12 protein-coding genes and 1 tRNA gene are annotated in these 15,700 nt (G+C 66.5%); 8 read left to right on the plus strand and 5 right to left on the minus strand.

Annotated features, from left to right (window positions below; translation table 11 throughout):
* Window positions 1-89: 89 nt before the first annotated feature.
* The 5 genes from aroF to QUE68_RS24595 are packed head-to-tail and all read left to right on the plus strand — an operon-like array spanning window position 90 to window position 6,208.
* Entirely contained in the window at window positions 90-1,139 is a 1,050-nt protein-coding gene (aroF, locus tag QUE68_RS24575; protein ID WP_284228963.1) for a 3-deoxy-7-phosphoheptulonate synthase, read from the plus strand.
* A complete protein-coding gene (locus QUE68_RS24580) occupies window positions 1,129-3,105 on the plus strand; it encodes an FAD/NAD(P)-binding protein (protein ID WP_284228965.1) in 1,977 nt (658 codons plus the stop codon). The genes aroF and QUE68_RS24580 overlap by 11 nt, the downstream gene beginning before the upstream one ends.
* Window positions 3,102-4,499 (plus strand): lyase family protein, encoded by a 1,398-nt coding sequence (locus tag QUE68_RS24585; RefSeq protein WP_284228967.1) that lies wholly within the window; start codon window positions 3,102-3,104, stop codon window positions 4,497-4,499. The genes QUE68_RS24580 and QUE68_RS24585 overlap by 4 nt, the downstream gene beginning before the upstream one ends.
* Window positions 4,492-5,571: a branched-chain amino acid aminotransferase gene (locus QUE68_RS24590; protein WP_284228969.1), complete on the plus strand. Its 1,080-nt coding sequence runs from the start codon at window positions 4,492-4,494 to the stop codon at window positions 5,569-5,571. Before QUE68_RS24585 ends, QUE68_RS24590 begins: the two co-directional genes overlap by 8 nt.
* Before the next feature lie 10 nt (window positions 5,572-5,581).
* On the plus strand, window positions 5,582-6,208 hold the full coding sequence (locus QUE68_RS24595) for an FHA domain-containing protein (protein ID WP_284228971.1): 627 nt from the start codon (window positions 5,582-5,584) through the stop codon (window positions 6,206-6,208).
* Window positions 6,209-6,240: 32 nt separating this feature from the next.
* Here QUE68_RS24595 and QUE68_RS24600 read toward each other — a convergent pair whose 3' ends face one another.
* Together QUE68_RS24600 and QUE68_RS24605 are read right to left on the minus strand one after the other, a co-directional pair.
* Window positions 6,241-9,312, minus strand: a complete 3,072-nt coding sequence (locus QUE68_RS24600; protein WP_284228973.1) for a serine/threonine-protein kinase — start codon at window positions 9,310-9,312, stop codon at window positions 6,241-6,243.
* A gap of 327 nt (window positions 9,313-9,639) precedes the next feature.
* The gene (locus QUE68_RS24605) at window positions 9,640-9,972 is read right to left on the minus strand and encodes a hypothetical protein (RefSeq protein ID WP_284228975.1); all 333 of its coding nucleotides are present in this window, start codon (window positions 9,970-9,972) and stop codon (window positions 9,640-9,642) included.
* A 345-nt stretch (window positions 9,973-10,317) separates the two neighbouring features.
* On the opposite strand from QUE68_RS24605, the gene istA reads away from it, so the two are divergent.
* The gene (gene istA, locus QUE68_RS24610) at window positions 10,318-11,559 is read left to right on the plus strand and encodes an IS21 family transposase (RefSeq protein ID WP_284226727.1); all 1,242 of its coding nucleotides are present in this window, start codon (window positions 10,318-10,320) and stop codon (window positions 11,557-11,559) included.
* Window position 11,560: 1 nt separating this feature from the next.
* Window positions 11,561-12,343 carry an IS21-like element helper ATPase IstB gene (istB, locus tag QUE68_RS24615; RefSeq protein WP_286274579.1) on the plus strand — a complete coding sequence of 261 codons (783 nt, stop codon included), beginning with the start codon at window positions 11,561-11,563 and terminating at the stop codon, window positions 12,341-12,343.
* Between the two features lie 191 nt (window positions 12,344-12,534).
* Here istB and QUE68_RS24620 read toward each other — a convergent pair.
* Window positions 12,535-12,617, minus strand: a tRNA-Tyr gene (locus QUE68_RS24620).
* A gap of 105 nt (window positions 12,618-12,722) precedes the next feature.
* On the opposite strand from QUE68_RS24620, the gene QUE68_RS24625 reads away from it, so the two are divergent.
* A complete protein-coding gene (locus QUE68_RS24625; RefSeq protein ID WP_284228978.1) occupies window positions 12,723-13,214 on the plus strand; it encodes a YajQ family cyclic di-GMP-binding protein in 492 nt (163 codons plus the stop codon).
* 69 nt (window positions 13,215-13,283) lie between these two features.
* Here the strand turns inward: QUE68_RS24625 and QUE68_RS24630 are convergent, their stop codons facing one another.
* Entirely contained in the window at window positions 13,284-13,733 is a 450-nt protein-coding gene (locus QUE68_RS24630) for a hypothetical protein (RefSeq protein ID WP_284228979.1), read from the minus strand.
* 67 nt (window positions 13,734-13,800) lie between these two features.
* The gene (locus QUE68_RS24635; RefSeq protein ID WP_284228980.1) at window positions 13,801-15,648 is read right to left on the minus strand and encodes an alpha/beta hydrolase; all 1,848 of its coding nucleotides are present in this window, start codon (window positions 15,646-15,648) and stop codon (window positions 13,801-13,803) included.
* Window positions 15,649-15,700: the final 52 nt, after the last annotated feature.

Genomic DNA, 15,700 nt, shown 5'->3' on the forward strand with positions numbered 1-15,700 from the left:
CGCGGATAGGAAGAACTATCCCTACGCATGGAATTTTCTGGTCGTGCAGGCGATTACGGGATCACGTCGAAATCACGACGATTTGAGTCATGACCAACACACTGCTCGTATTCGACGAGACGGTTAGCCGCTCCGGCGTCGAGGGGTGGATAGAGCACCTGGAATCCGACGGCACGCCACCCGAGATGTACCGGCTCGGCCAGACTCTCGTCCTTTCAATATCCGATGTGGACCTCATCCACACCGCAGCACCGCACCTTCCCGCGCCGACCCACCAAGTGTCCCGGCACAAAGACGCCCCGTTGGGGCGCAGGGAACTTCGCCCCAACGGGACCGAGGTCTCCTTCGGTCCGATGACGATCGGCGACGGCTCCGTCGCGGTGATCGCCGGACCCTGCGCGGTCGAATCGTCGGAACAAACGCTGGCGACCGCGGCAGTCGTCGCCGAACACGGCGCCGTCGGCCTTCGGGGCGGCGTCTTCAAGCCGCGAACCTCGCCGCACGCCTTCCAAGGCCTGCAGTGGGACGGGCTTGATCTGCTCGCCGAGGCCAGGGAGCGGACCGGCCTACCCGTCGTCACCGAGGTGATCGATCCCGAGCACGTCAAACGGCTCGCAGCGGTGGTCGACGGGCTGCAAATCGGGGCCAGGAACATGCAGAACTTCGCGCTGCTGACCGCAGTCGGCCAGAGCGGCCTTCCCGTCGTACTCAAGCGCGGCTTCGGCTGCACCATCGATGAGACCCTCGCCGCAGCCGAGTACCTGCTACTTGAAGGCAACGACCAGGTTGTGCTGTGCGAGAGAGGAATTCGTACCTTCGAACCGTCGTCGCGCTTCACCCTGGACCTCACCGCGGTCGCGCTGTGGAAGCAGCGCACCCACCTGCCCGTGATTGTCGATCCGAGCCATTCCGGTGGTCACCCAGACCTGGTGGCACCGCTGTCGCTGGCCGCGATCGCGGCCGGCGCGGACGCGCTCTTGATCGATGTGCACGTGGCGCCGGAGCAGGCGTTGTGCGACGGCGCCCAGGCCTTGCGGCCGGAACAGTTCGCCGACGTGATGCGCCGCCTCGCTCCAATGGTGGCCGGCCTCGGCCGGCACATGAGCGGCGCATCGATCGGGGTGCCACGTGTTCACTGAGCAGCTGCATACGGCGATCATCGGGCTTGGCCCGCGCGGCTTGTCCGTCGCGGAACGCCTGTGCGCCAACGCCGAGTCGCTTCTGGCACCCGGGCAGGAACTCGTCATCCACCTGATTGACCCGCACGTGTTCGACGGCGGCCAGGTATGGCGAAGCACCCAGGACCGGGTGCTGTTGATGAACACGGTTGCCTGCCAGGTGACCATATTCGTCGACGACACCGTCGACTGCGACGGACCCGTCGTACAAGGGCCGAGCCTGTATGAGTGGGCCCGGTCGATCGCCTTGGTGGGCAGCCCGGTCGTGCCGGAAGCTGTTCGGGCCGAGGCCGCCACGCTCGGGCCGGATGACTATCCGTCCCGGCCGTTCTACGGGAGCTATCTGCAGTGGGCGCGCGACCGCATCATCTGGACGGCGCCTCCCGCTGTCAGCTGCGTGTCGCACCCGGCGACCGCACTCGACATTCGTGACACCCCGGATGGCTTGCAGGAAGTCGTGTTGAGCACTGGTGAGACGATCGGGGCTCTGCAGTCCGTGGTGCTCGCACTCGGTCACATGCCGCACCACCTCGGCGAGACCGAAAGGGCTCTGAGTGAGTTCGCGGACCGCCACCACCTGCGATACGTCGCGCCCAGCAACCCGGCCGACGTGCCACTGGGCGCCATACCCGCGGGCGAGTCAATCATCCTGCGGGGCATGGGCCTCAACTTCTTCGACTACATGGCGCTGTTCACCATCGGTCGTGGCGGCACTTTCGTGCGCAAGGACGAAAACAGCCCGGCCACCCTTCGCTACGTTCCGTCAGGCCGGGAACCCCACCTCGTTGTCGGATCTCGGCGCGGCGTGCCCTACCACGCCCGCGGCAAGAACCAGAAGGGCTCGTTCGGCCGTCACACGCCCCGGTACCTGACCGCCCAGGTGATCGAGCAGCTGCGGGCCCGCGCCGACGCCGGCACACCCGCGGACTTCCGCCGTGACATCTGGCCGCTGATCGACCAGGAAGTCCGCACGGTGTACTACGCCACCCTGGTAGCGGAGCACCGATGCACTTGCGATGCAAAGGAATTCACCGCGTTGTTCGCGGCAGCGGAGCAGGCGGTGGTGCCGATCTTCGGCGACCCGCTGGCCATCGAGGAGAGCGAAGCTCAACGCACCGTACTCGCCAAGTTCGACGTCGACCCCGGAAGTGGTTGGGACTGGCGGAAGATCGCGTCACCGTTCACCGACGACGACGTGTCATCGACCGCGGAGTTCCGTGGCTGGCTACGGTCGTATCTGGACGATGAAGTCCGAGAAGCCGAAAAGGGCAACGTGACCGGGCCACGCAAGGCCGCCATGGATGTCCTGCGCGACCTGCGCAACGAGATCCGGTTGTTGGTGGACCATGGTGGCCTGTCCGGCGACTCCTACCGAGACGAGCTGCAGCGTTGGTACATGCCGTTGAACGCCTTCTTGTCGATCGGCCCACCGGCTGAACGCATCGAGCAGTTCTGCGCCCTAATGGATGCCGGCGTGCTCGAGGTGCTCGGCCCGGACCTGCGCGTCGACTGCTCGGGCGGACAGTTCGTCGCGCACTCCGGAGCCTGCCCGGACCTCACGGTGCGGGCCGCAACGCTGATCGAGGCGCGCCTGCCGGAGACCGACCTGCATCGGACGGCCGATCCCCTGCTGCGAACGCTGCGCGACCGGGGTGAGTGCCGGCCGCACCGCATCCCGATCCGCGGCGGTGGTCACTGGGTGGCCGGTGGCGTCGCCGTCACCCGCCGTCCCTATCGGCTGCTCGACGCGCACGATCGCGCGCACCCCCGGCGGTTCGCGTTCGGCGTGCCCACCGAGTCGGTGCACTGGGTGACAGCGGCGGGCATCCGTCCCGGCGTCAACTCCGTGATTCTCGGCGACGCGGACGCGATCGCCCGGTCCAGCCTGCGCATGGCAACCGACCGCCTGACAGAGAGATCGGCATGACGACGGACTACGGAATTCTGGCGCCCGCATGGGCGGCGACGGGAGCGGCTGACTTGGTCGACGACCACGCGGTGCTGAGCGCCATGCTCGCCACCGAAGTCGCTCTGGCCGAGGCGCAGGCCGAATTGGGCGTGATTCCCGTGGGCGCGGCGGTGGCCATCAGGACCGCCGCCGTGCCTGCACACATCGACCTCGCGGCGGTGGCCGCCGGAGTGCGCGACACGGCCAACCCCGTCGTGGCGTTCGTCGAGCAGCTCACCACGGCGGTCCGGTCCGTCGACCCGGCCGCCGCCGAGTACGTGCACCGCGGGAGCACCAGCCAGGACATTCTGGACACGGCGCTGGCCCTGCTGTGCGCGGCGACGCTGGATCGCATGGCCGCCGACCTGCTGGCGTGCGCCGACAGTCTGGCCGCACACGCCGAGCGGTATCGGGACACACCGATGGCAGGACGCACCCTGACACAGCACGCCGTACCGGTCACGTTCGGGTTGAAAGCGGCCACCTGGCTGCATCTGGTGCTCGACGCCGTGCAGCGGGTGCGCCACGCCCGCGCGACTCTGCCGGTGTCGCTGGGCGGTGCAGCGGGCACGCTTGCGGCCTACCACCAGTACGCGTTGCACACGGCAGATCCGGCCGGCGCGACGTTGCGCTTGCCGGCGTTGGTGGCCGACCGTCTAGGGCTCGCCGAGCCGGTCCTGCCCTGGCACGGAATTCGCACGCCGCTGGCCGATGTCGCCGCGAGCCTGATGGTCACCACGGGCGCGCTTGGCAAGCTGGCCGCCGACGTCCTGGTGCTGAGCCGGACCGAGATCGGCGAGATCACCGAGCAGCAGGCACCGGGCCGCGGCGCGTCCTCGGCCATGCCGCAGAAGCACAACCCCGTCTTCGCGACACTCGTCGCGACCGCGGCGCGGCAGCTGCCACCGATCGCCCTCGTGCTGTTCGGGTCCATGGCTGTGGAGGACGAACGGTCCTCGGGTGGGTGGCATGCCGAGTGGCAACCACTGCGGGAGTGTCTGCGTATCGGTGCCGGTGCGGCCGCCAACGCCGCGCGCCTCGCGGAAACGCTTCAGGTCTCACCCGAGTCGATGGCCGCAAACCTGCAGCTGACCCGCGGCGCCATCGTCTCCGAGCGCGTCAATGCGGTGCTGGCGCCGTTGCTCGGCAAGGCCCACGCCAAACGCTTACTGGCGCAGGTCACCTCGGCTGCTGAACGGGACGGCGCCGACGTCGCAGATCTGGTTGCGGTGGCCCTGCAGGATGCCGGAGTGGCCTGCCCCGACGTGGCCGGGCTGTTCGATCCGTCGGGTTACACCGGGGTGTCCGGTCCGCTGGTCGACCGCGCACTCCAACGTTTCGAATCGGTGCGCAAGGAGAATTCGCATGAATGACGTTGCCGCGCTGGAGTTCACCCGGCGGGACGAGGTGCTCGCGACGCCCGGCTTCGGCGACGTCTTCACCGATCACATGGTGACCATGCGGTGGTCGACAGAGGTGGGCTGGCGCGAGGCCCAGGTCGGACCGCTCACCGGGATGTCCCTTCACCCGGCCACCATGGCATTGCACTACGGCCAAACGATCTTCGAGGGCATGAAGGCGTTCTGGCGCCCGAACGGTCAACGGGCCCTGTTCCGGGCGGAAGACCATGCCCGCCGGTTCAACAACTCGGCGCGCCGGATGGCCATGCCCACACTGCCGGAGGCGGACTTCGTCGCCGCGCTGGAGGCGCTGCTGCGCGTCGACGGCGACTGGGTGCCGCGCGCCCGCGGTCACAGCTTGTATCTGCGGCCGTTCATGATCGCGGCCGAGACGGGCCTCGGCCTTCGCCCCGCCGAGGAGTACCTGTTCGCCGTGATCGGCACCCCGGTGCGGCCCGCATCCGTGGACCCGAAGGCCATGCGGCTATGGGCAACACCCGAGTACGTCCGTGCCGCGCCGGGCGGTACCGGTGCAGCCAAGTGTGGCGGCAACTACGGCGGTTCCTTCATCGTCCAGCGAGAGGCGGCAGCCAACCACTGCGACGACGTCGTGTGGCTGGACGCACGACAGCGCCGGTATGTCGAGGAGGCGGGCGGCTCCAATCTCTTCTTCGTCGAATCCACCCCGGACGGCCCCCGCCTGCGCACACCGCCGTTGAGTGGAACACTGCTGGCTGGCGTCACCCGAAATTCGATCCTGCGGCTAGCGGAATCGCTCGGCTACCCGGTCTCCGAGGAACCGCTCACGCTCGACTGGTGGGAGCACAGCTGCCGAACGGGGCGCATCACCGAGACGTTCGCGTGTGGAACTGCCCGCTCGATCGTCCCGGTCGGGCACGTGGTTTCCGCTGATCGAGACTGGCCGGTAGGAGACGGCACTGCGGGTCCGGTCACGTCGCGGCTGCGTGAGGCACTGCTCGACATCCACTACGGCGAAGCTCCGGACGAGTTCGGCTGGATGCGGCTCGTCGACACCGACGAATAAGCTAATCGACATGCCTTCCCACCTGGAAATCTGGAAACCTTCCGGACGGCAGCTGATGCCACTCGGCGCCGACCGCGTGACCGTCGGCAAGTCCACGACGAATCTCGTGTCGCTCGATCACGATTCGACCGTCTCACGCGTGCACGCCGTGTTGGAACGTCTCGGGTTTGCCTGGTCGATCCGGGACGTGGGTAGCCGCAACGGCACTTATCTCAACGGGGAGAAGATCTCTGCCGAACGAATACTGCGCTCCGGAGACGAGTTGCGGGTCGGCAAGACACGGTTGGTCTTCTGGGACGTAAGGGAAGGCGAGGAGGCAACAGCTGGTCAAGAAACGGTCTCCGTCGCCCCTACCCAGCCACCTCCGCGCCTGACCCCGCGCGAACTCGAGGTCCTGGTGGTTCTGTGTCGCCCGCTGGTGTCGGGTGACCCCTTCCCTGAGGCGGTATCCGTTCGACAGATGGCTCAGGAGCTGTTCGTTAGCGAGGCAGCCGTCAAACAACATTTGCAAAACCTGTACGACAAGTTCACCATCGCACCCGAGGGCGAGCGCCGGGTGCGGCTGGCCAACGAGGCCATCCGGCGCGGGGCTGTCACCCTGACCATGCTGCGCGACAGCAACACTCACGACGAGTGAGTGCACTGGCGTCGCAGGCGTCAGGAGAAGGCTTAGGAGAAATCTAGGGCCTCGACCGTCGCGACAGCGCCTTCGTGCGTCGGCCGGTCCGCCCCGCCGATGCAATAGACGGTGTTGCCGACGGAGGCGACCACTTCGCCGTGGCGCGCAGTCGGCAACGGCGGCAGTGAGATCCATTTGGCCTCGGCGATGTCGTACATCTCTGCCGTGGCGAGTACCTGTGTCGGTTCCTCGCCACCGAGGGCGACGATCCGGCCATCGACGACGGTGGCTCCATAGCTGCCGCGCGGAGTCGGCATGTCCACCAGCTTCGTCCACTGCCCGGATTGTGGATCAAAGCGCTCGAACGCCGCGGAGTTCTTGTCGGCGGAGAGGAATCGTCCGCCGAGGGTGTACAGGTACGTCCCATCGGACACGGCGGCCAGGTGTTCTCGCGGCGTCGGCAAGTCGGCCACGTCCTTCCAGGACTGGCCGTCGAACACCTCGGTCTGTGGTACGAGCTCCTTCTCGTTTTGACCGCCGACGACCACGAGCTCGTCCCCGACGACCGCTGCGGCGGCGGCCGCTCTGGCGTGGGTGAGGCTGGGTAGCTCCACCCAATTGCTACCGCGCAAGGCGTAGACCTTGTTCGACGCGTTCGCGAGTTCGTCGGTGGCGCCCCCGATGACCACCATCTCGCCCCGGTACGTCGTCGCGGTCGCGTGGTGCAATGGGACCGGCAGCGGAGGTTGAGCCTGCCACGCTCTGGTCTGCGGGTCGTAGCTCTGCACCATCTGGAGCATGTCTCCATGACTCATGCCGCCGGCGATCCAGATCTTGTCATCGAGCACCGTCCACGCCATCATCAGCCTGGGGGTCGGCGCGTCCGGCAGCGACCGCCAGGCCGACGCAGGTTGGAGCTTGCGCGGTGCGAGCTTCAGCGTTTCCGCCGTCGACGTCACCTGGGAGTCGCCGGCGTCGGTCGCCCCGCCGATCACATACACCGATTTCTCCACCGCGGCGACGGCCATCCCGTGACGCGCGGTGCTCATGTCCGGCAGACCGGCCCACGTCTTCGCGGAAAGATCCATGACCGAAACGGTCTTGAGTACCTGCCCGGCGGACAGCCCACCGACTGCCACCAGCCGCGCGTCGGCGATGGCGAGGCCGAGGTCGCTTCGCGATTGGGGAAGGCCGGGCAAGGACGCCCAGGAGTCGACCACGGGGTCGTATGCCTCGACCGTCGCCAACTCAGCGGTCCCGTCGGTGCCGCCGACGGCGTAGAGCACCTCATCATCCGACGCTGCGCCCAACATCCTTCGCGGCGTTGGTATTTCGGCTCCAAGCTTCCAGGTAGCGCCGTCGAAGACCTCCGTGGTGTTGAGCAGCCTGCCGTTGGCACCCACACCGCCGGTGACCACGAGGCGGCCCCCGACCACCGCCGCCGCGCCCGCCGCGCGGGGCTGCAACAAGGGCGGCAGCTCCACCCAGCGACCGTTGACGACCCGCCAGACCTTGTCAGTCGCAATCTGCGTGTTAGCGCCCTCGGCCCGCCAACCCCCCAGCACGACCGGGGTTCCTTCCCACGTCACCGACATCGCATGCTGAACCGGAACGGGTAGATCGTCGCCGCCCTTCCAGCTGTCGATGGCAGGGTCATAGCCTTCGTGCCGTCCGCTGACGCTTCCATCGCTTTCCAACCCACCGAAAGTCCAGATGGTGCCGTCGGCCTGAGTTGTCGCCGCCGCCGCGCGGGCAACGCGGGCATTCGTGATCGGTTTCCATCCGGCCTGAGTCACAGTCGTTGGTGGGCTCGTCGTGGGTGGGCTCGCGCCTCGAGCGCTTCCGCCGTTGCCATCGTCTTGCGATGGAATGAAATAGATACCGCTTACCACCAACAACAACGCCACGACAGCCGCTGCAGCGGCGAACAGCAGCGGTCTGCGATTCCGCGTCTTTCCTGTGCTGACGGCTGGCCCGTCGGTCTCCGGGCTCGGCGGCTCCTGCGCGCCTAATGGGATTGGCCCACCCGGGACTGGCGAGATCGGCCCAGTCGGGCTTGGCAGATTCGAAACCGGCGTAGGCGGCGTTGGCCCAGGCGGCCCGCCCAGCCCGATGGAAGCCGCTTCAGACAGATCAGTCTGCCCGACGGTCGCAAACGGCATTGCTGGCGTGGCTTCTGTCTGTCCTGGCCCACCGTCTGTCGGTCCTGACTCACCAGTGGTCCCACTGAAGATCATCGAATCCGCTGTCAACCCGTTGTGCCGCTGCGCCGACTGAAGTTCGCGGCCGAAGTCCGCCGCGGACGCGTACCGTTCCGCCGGATCCAGCGACATCGCCTTCTCGATCGCGGCGCACACATTGGCCGGGATTCCCTGAGGACGCAGGTCCGGCACGGGCGTCGAACTGATCCGAAGGTAGTGCGCGATGAGATCCTCGTCGCTCTTGCGCTCGTGCGCGGCAGTCCCGGCGATGAGGGCGTAGAGAGTGGCGCCAAGGGAATACACGTCGGACACGGCCGTCGGCGAACTTCCGGCCAGTACTTCGGGCGCGGTGAAGGCGATGGTGCCGGTGAAGAACCCCGTCGCGGTTTCGTATCCACCGCTGATTCGCGCAATGCCGAAGTCGCTCAATTGCGGTTCGCCGTAATCGTTGACGAGCACGTTCCCGGGCTTGATATCGCGGTGCAAAGTGCCTGTCCGGTGGGCGGTTTCCAACGCCCCGCACAACTTCACCGCGATTCGCAATGCGTCAGGCCACGCGATCCGGCCAACGCGGTGTAGCCGCTGCTCCAGGGAACCCGCGTGGTGGTACGGCATCACGATGTACGGCCGGTTACTTTCGGTCATGCCAACCTGCAGGATGTTCTCGATGTTCGGGTGGCCGGAAAGCTTCCCCATCGCCAAGCCCTCACGCAGAAAACGTTCCCGGTTGTCCTGGTCGAGATCAGACATCAACACCTTGATGGCGACGCTTCGCGCGAGTGACGTTTGGTGGCAGCGGTAAACAATCCCGGCGCCGCCCCGCCCAACCTCGACGGCGTCCACGAATCCGGCGGCTACCAACTCAGCAACGATCCTGCCCCCACCCGGGGATTTCGCACCCTCCGCGCGTTCTCCGGCCATATCCCTGATAGTCCTCCGATATGAGGCGGCTGATCCGCGATCTCCAAAAGTACCGAGCGTGAACTCCTCGACGTCGGATCTGCGTTAGCCGCCCCCTGCAAATCCAGTCGTCGCCCCGAAGCTGGTAGTCACATTCTGGACTGGTTGACGTCACAGCTCTAGGTTTTGGGCCGGGCCAATGTTGGCCAGGAAGCTACCGACACTCCTCCTATTACGCCCTCCGGAGGGCCGCCGGTTCAATTCTTCGGCCCGAACTATTTGTCCGACACAGTCGTCGGCCCGCCACCACTCCCCTGGTGACGGGCCGAAAGGTGACTGGTGCAGGAATCAGCGGGTTGCCGCCGCGCGCGGCAGGTTGGTGAGAATAGCGATCTTCGTCGGACTGTTCGGCTTGACGTTTCCGCCAGAGCTCGCCGGCGCAGACGCGACGACGATCGATCCACCGCTGCAGGTCACAGTCTTGCCGTCGACGATGACGCTCTGGCCCTCGTCGATCGGGATGTCGTAACCGTCCTTGTCCGTGTAGTGGCAGCCACCGCCATCGTTGTGGTTGATGGGCTGCGCGTGGGCGGTGGCCGGGGCCAAGGCAACAACAGCCAGGGCGCCGATGAGGGTCATTGCGTATTTGAAGCCGGTCAGCTTGCGGGTCGATTCAGTCATTCTGGGATTTCCTTCTCTGTGGGTTGTTGAGAAGGAATGCTGCCGAATTTGAGATGCCCCGGTAATCGCCCAGAAGCCAGACTTCTTCTTCTGAGAGGGAAGGGTTTACTATCCGCCGGGTAAGCACTCGCCTGAAACACGTTGCGAGCAGCCACTTACGGACCACCGGACGGTACCTACTTGATGCTGCACGCGAATGGGGATGGTCAGAGGGGCCGCCGACGTCAAGCTTCGGCTTCCGATATCGACAGCGCTCCGTTGGTCAACTGCGCCAGCTGTTGACGACGGTTGAAATCTAGGCCAGTCGCGACGGTGAAAAGTAGGCCACCCATACAGATTGGATGGGTGATCTCCTTGGAAGATTGGGCCTTGATTCGGCATCTTCACCGCAGCGAGGGTCTGTCGCAGCGGGCTATCGCACGGCAGATGGGTATTGCGCGCGACACTGTGGCTGGGGCGTTGGCCAGCGACGTCCCACCGAAATATGAGCGGCGGGCGGTGACGCCGGCGATCGATACCGTGGAGCCACGGATTCGGGCTTTGTTGTCGGCCTATCCCGGGATGCCGGCGACGGTGATCGCGGAGCGGATTGGGTGGACGGGTTCGATCTCGTGGTTTCGGGAGCGGGTCCGGGCGGTTCGCCCGGAGTACCTGCCCGCTGATCCGGTGGATCGCCTCGAGCATCCGCCCGGTCGGGTGGCGCAGTGCGATCTGTGGTTCCCGGCGCCCAAGATCGCGGTGGGGTTCGGTCAGGAGGCGATGCTGCCGGTCTTGGTGATGGTGGCGGCGTTCTCAAGGTTCATCGCCGCGGTGATGCTGCCGTCGCGCCAAACGATGGATCTGGTGGCCGGGATGTGGCAGCTGCTGGCGAGCAGCTTCGCCGCGGTGCCGCACGAGTTGTGGTGGGACAACGAAGCCGGGATCGGACGTCGGGGCCGGTTGGCCGATCCGGTGACTGCGTTGATGGGCACGCTGGGATCGCGGATGGTGCAACTCAAACCCTATGACCCCGAATCGAAGGGAATGGTGGAACGAGCCAACCGCTACCTGGAGACCTCGTTCCTGCCCGGACGCAGCTTCGACTCCCCGCACGACTTCAATAGTCAACTGGGGCAATGGCTTCCGACCGCCAACAGTCGTCATGTGCGTGTCCTCGACGGGCGTCCCGTTGATTTCCTGGATCGTGATCGAGCTCAGATGCTGGTCCTGCCACCCGTGCCTCCGGTGATCGACACCGTGGCGCACCAACGGCTGGGACGGGACTACTACGTCCGGGTGGCCGGCAATGACTACTCGGTGGATCCGACGGCGATCGGTCAACTCGTCGACGTTCGCACCACCCTGGCCCAGGTGACGGTGAGCCGATCCGGGCATCTGCTGGCGGCTCATGACCGCTGCTGGGCGGCACGTCAAACCCTGACCGACCCGGCCCACGTCGCGACCGCCGCGGCGATGCGCCGCCAATTCCAGACGGGCCCGGCTCCACTGGCAGGCGAGCATCTGGCGCGGGACTTGGCCGAGTACGACCGTGCCTTCGGTGTCGACTTCACCAGCAGTGCAACCGGATTCGACGGGGAGGTGGCCTGAGATGGCGGAGGATCCGATCAAGGACATCTTGCACTACGCGCAAGCGCTGAAGGCGCCACGAATCAGGGATGCGGCAGCCCGGTTGGCCGAGCAAGCCCGTGAAGCCAGCTGGAGTCATGAGGAGTATCTCGCTGCGGTGCTGTCCCGTGAAGTCGCCGCCCGCGAAGCCTCCGGTGCAGCGACCCGTATCCGCTCAGCAGGGTTCCCGACGCGTAAGTCACTGGAGGACTTCAACTTCGATCACCAACCTGCTCTCAACCGTGACATGATCGCCCACCTCGGTACCGGTGTCTTTCTGGCCAAGGCCCGCAACGTAGTGCTCCTCGGCCCGCCGGGCACCGGCAAGACTCACCTCGCGACCGGCCTGGCCATCAAAGCCGCCCAGACCGGGCACCGGATCGCGTTCGCCACCGCAGTGGACTGGGTCGCCCGCCTCAAAGCCGCCCACAACGCGGGTCGCTTGCCCGCCGAGTTGGCCAAGCTGCGGCGCATCGGACTGCTCGTCGTCGACGAAGTCGGCTACATCCCATTCGAGCAGGACGCCGCGAACCTGTTCTTCCAGCTGGTCTCCAGCCGCTACGAACATGCCTCGCTGATCTTGACCTCGAACCTGCCGTTCGCCCGCTGGGGTGATGTGTTCGGCGACCAGGTCGTCGCCGCGGCAATGATCGACCGCATCGTCCACCACGCCGACGTCCTCACACTGAAGGGATCCAGCTACCGCCTCAAAGACACCGGAATAGACACCTTGCCCTCCGCCCGAGCCGACAACACGGCACAATAAACCACGACCACGTGGCCTACTTTTCACCGTCGCTCCTGGCCTACGTTTAGACCGTCGTTAACACCAGCAACGTGTCCACCAAGCCGGAGCGGAGGAACAGCAGCGTGGCGACGATTCCCCTTGAGCTGCTCGGACGAACGCGCGCTGCGCAACGCAGTCAGGCCCCCTCGAAAGGGGGCCTGACTGGGGCGTGGCAGGTACAGGATTCGAACCTGTGTAGGCGTAAGCCGACGGATTTACAGTCCGCTCCCATTGGCCACTCGGGCAACCTGCCGGGATCTTCCGCACCAATCCCGGACCCGGGTTTGGTGCGAGTAGCAGGGTACAACGAGGATGGTCCCAAGACGAAAACGCATCAACATCAGGAAGGAGCGGGTCCATGGCGGATTCAAGCTTCGACGTCGTCAGCAAGGTCGATCGCCAGGAGGTCGACAACGCCCTCAACCAGGCCGCCAAGGAGTTGTCCACCCGTTTCGACTTCCGCGGGACCGACACGACCATCGAGTGGCAGGGCGAGGAGGGCATCATCCTGGTCTCCACCACCGAGGAGCGGGTCAAGGCCGCGGTCGACGTCTTCAAGGAGAAGCTGATCCGCCGCGACATCTCCATGAAGGCCTTCGACGCCGGCGACGCGCAACCGTCGGGCAAGACCTACAAGGTGATCGGCAGCATCAAGCAGGGCATCAGCAGCGAGGACGCCAAGAAGGTGACCAAGCTCATCCGCGACGAGGGCCCCAAGGGCGTCAAGGCGCAGATCCAGGGCGACGAGATACGCGTCAGCTCCAAGAAGCGCGACGACCTTCAGGCCGTGCAGTCCCTGCTGAAGGGCGCTGACCTCGAGTTCGCGGTGCAGTTCGTCAACTACCGCTAGCCGCCGAACGTGACGCCACGGTGAGAATTCCGCGGCATCGCCGCAGTGGCGTCACGTTCGGCGCCGCGGTTACTGGTCGAGCGGGAACTTCTTCCAGTCGAAGCCGCCGTCGCCCGCGTGGTCGTCCATGTTGCGGCACTCGCCGGACAGCTCGACGTTGGCCCAGCCCTCGGCGGGACCGGGCGCCATCACGCCCACCACGCCAGCGGTGTGGATCACCCGGCCGTAGGACGCGTAGCCCGCGGGCGGCCCGTCGATCCAGCCATTGGCGACCATCGTCGCCGCGATCCGGTCGAAGTAGCCGTCGACCTTCTCCCCGGCCGTGACGGTGAAGTTCAACCTGACGACGCCACGGTAGGGCGCGGCCCCCTGGTCGTTGCACGAGCTGAACGAGAAGGCCGCGTACGCGTCCTGCAGCGCCGCTAGCCGGGCGATCTGCTTGGCCGGTTCCACGACCTGATTGCGCGCTTGCTCGGTGGACATCGGGTTGGCCGGCTGGTCGACGTCGTTGGGCTTCACGGCTGAACAGCCTCCTAGGGTGAGCATCGTCGCGACGGCGGCGGCGAATGAGCGCCACCCGAGTCGCCTAGTTGTCGGGACTGTATGAGTGATCAGTGGTGACAGAGCTCCCTGGTCGATCGGCCTCTCGGTCGATGATCGCTGGCGATCCCGGCACGTCGATGTCGACATGCGGTATCGGAACGGGACCGAAGGGCGTGTCGACGTGGTCGGGGGTCGATACGTGCGGCTGATGGCGCCCTTCGGCGAGGGGTCCGGCATCGTCGAGCCGGTCGGCGTTGCCGCTGGCGACGTCGACCATCGCCCGCAGCGACTCGCTGCCGCTGTCGTAGTAATGCGAATGATCGGTGAAGGCCAGCCCGTCCGCGCTTCTCACCTCGGCGTGGAACCGGGTCGATCCGTAGGCGTCACCCGCGGGGTCGGTGCCCAGGCCGGCCAGCGGACCGAACGGAGACCCGAGCTGTTGGTTGAGCCAATTCGTGGCGCCCGACCCTGGGGTGCCCAACCAGCTGACCGGGTCCGTGGACGCCGCGCCGACGTAGAGCTGACCGCCGTCGAGATGAAAGTCCGCCGCGCTCTTCGCGAGATCCGTTCCGGGCGAACCGATCAACACCGCGTCGTTGGCCCGCATGCCACTGCCGGCGAACGCGTCGGCCACCGTCGTCGACCCGTAGGAATGGCCGATCACGGTCGCGTGGGACGTGCCGAGGTGGGTCGACGAGAGACCGTTGACATCGGCCGCCAACAGGTTTCCGCCGTCGCGGGCCAACCATGGCGTGGCGATGCGGGGGTCGGTGAAGCTGTCCGGGGCGTCGTAACCCATCCACGAGATGACGGCGGTCGCCTCGTCCGGGTTGCCCAGCGCGGACTGGTCGTAGAGGTGGCCGCCGTCGTCATGGCCGTCGGAGAGCCAACCGTCGCGCAGACTGCTGCCCGTACCCGGCACGATCACCGCGGTGTTCTGCGCCGTGTCGGGATTGCCGATCGAGATGGCCGCCCGCCCCTGCCCGCCGTCGGCCGTCGGGTCGTACGCCCACAGCATCACCGGCCGCACGTTGGGGTCACCGGCCTCGCCGCCACGTTGGTGGTCCAGCCCCCGCTTCGCCTGCACCGCATTCGTGTACCTGGTGGCGTCCACTCGTGAGAGTCCATATGCCGCAGGGTCGTTCACCACGTCATCGGTGGCCACTCCGTTGCGCTGGGCCACGTCGTCGACCCGCAAGAGGTCGTCGTTCATGACGGCCTGGTTGACCTGATCGCGGACGCCTGCCGGAACTCCGTTGAGGTTGCCCAACTGCGGTGGGTGCTCGGCGATGAGCCGGTCGCGCTGCTGCGGGCTCAGCGATGTCCACCACGCGTTGACGTCCTCCGGCGGGGTGCCGGGCGGGAGGATCTCCGTCGACGCAGGTGCGGTTCCTGGCACGCTCGGCGGGACGGCCGCCGTGGCTGCCCGGATGGCGGCCGCAGTCTGCCGGTCGATGGTGTCGAACAGGTCCAGCAGACGCCTGATGATCGCCGTGAACGGCGCCGCCATGATCGCCAGGTGCGACGGAAACCATGGCGGCGGCGTCGCAGTGCCGTCATCGGCGACCTGCCAACCGACGGCCCGCAGTCCGTTGACGACGGTGAGCACCGCATCCCTGGCCGACGACAGCTGGCTGCCGCCTGAGTTCAAGGCCGACTGCAGGGCCTGCAGCCGTCCGCGCAGCGCGATCTGCTTCTGGAGGTCGGCCTCACCCCTGGCGAGCGCCGCTGTCGATGCCTCGCCCTGCCACGACGACTCCAAGTCGTCGAGCGCGCGCCGTTGATCGGCGATCACCGCGTCGAGCCGCACGATGCTGGACCCGAGCTCGGAGGCAGCCGTGGTCAGCGAGGTCGGGTCTGACGACTCGACCGTCGACACCGACACGGACACGAACACCCCTCGGGTTGGCTCTCGCCATTATCCGCCTACGGGCGGCGCTATT

The sequence above is a fragment of the Mycolicibacterium sp. TUM20985 genome (assembly GCF_030295745.1).
Lineage (GTDB): Bacteria > Actinomycetota > Actinomycetes > Mycobacteriales > Mycobacteriaceae > Mycobacterium.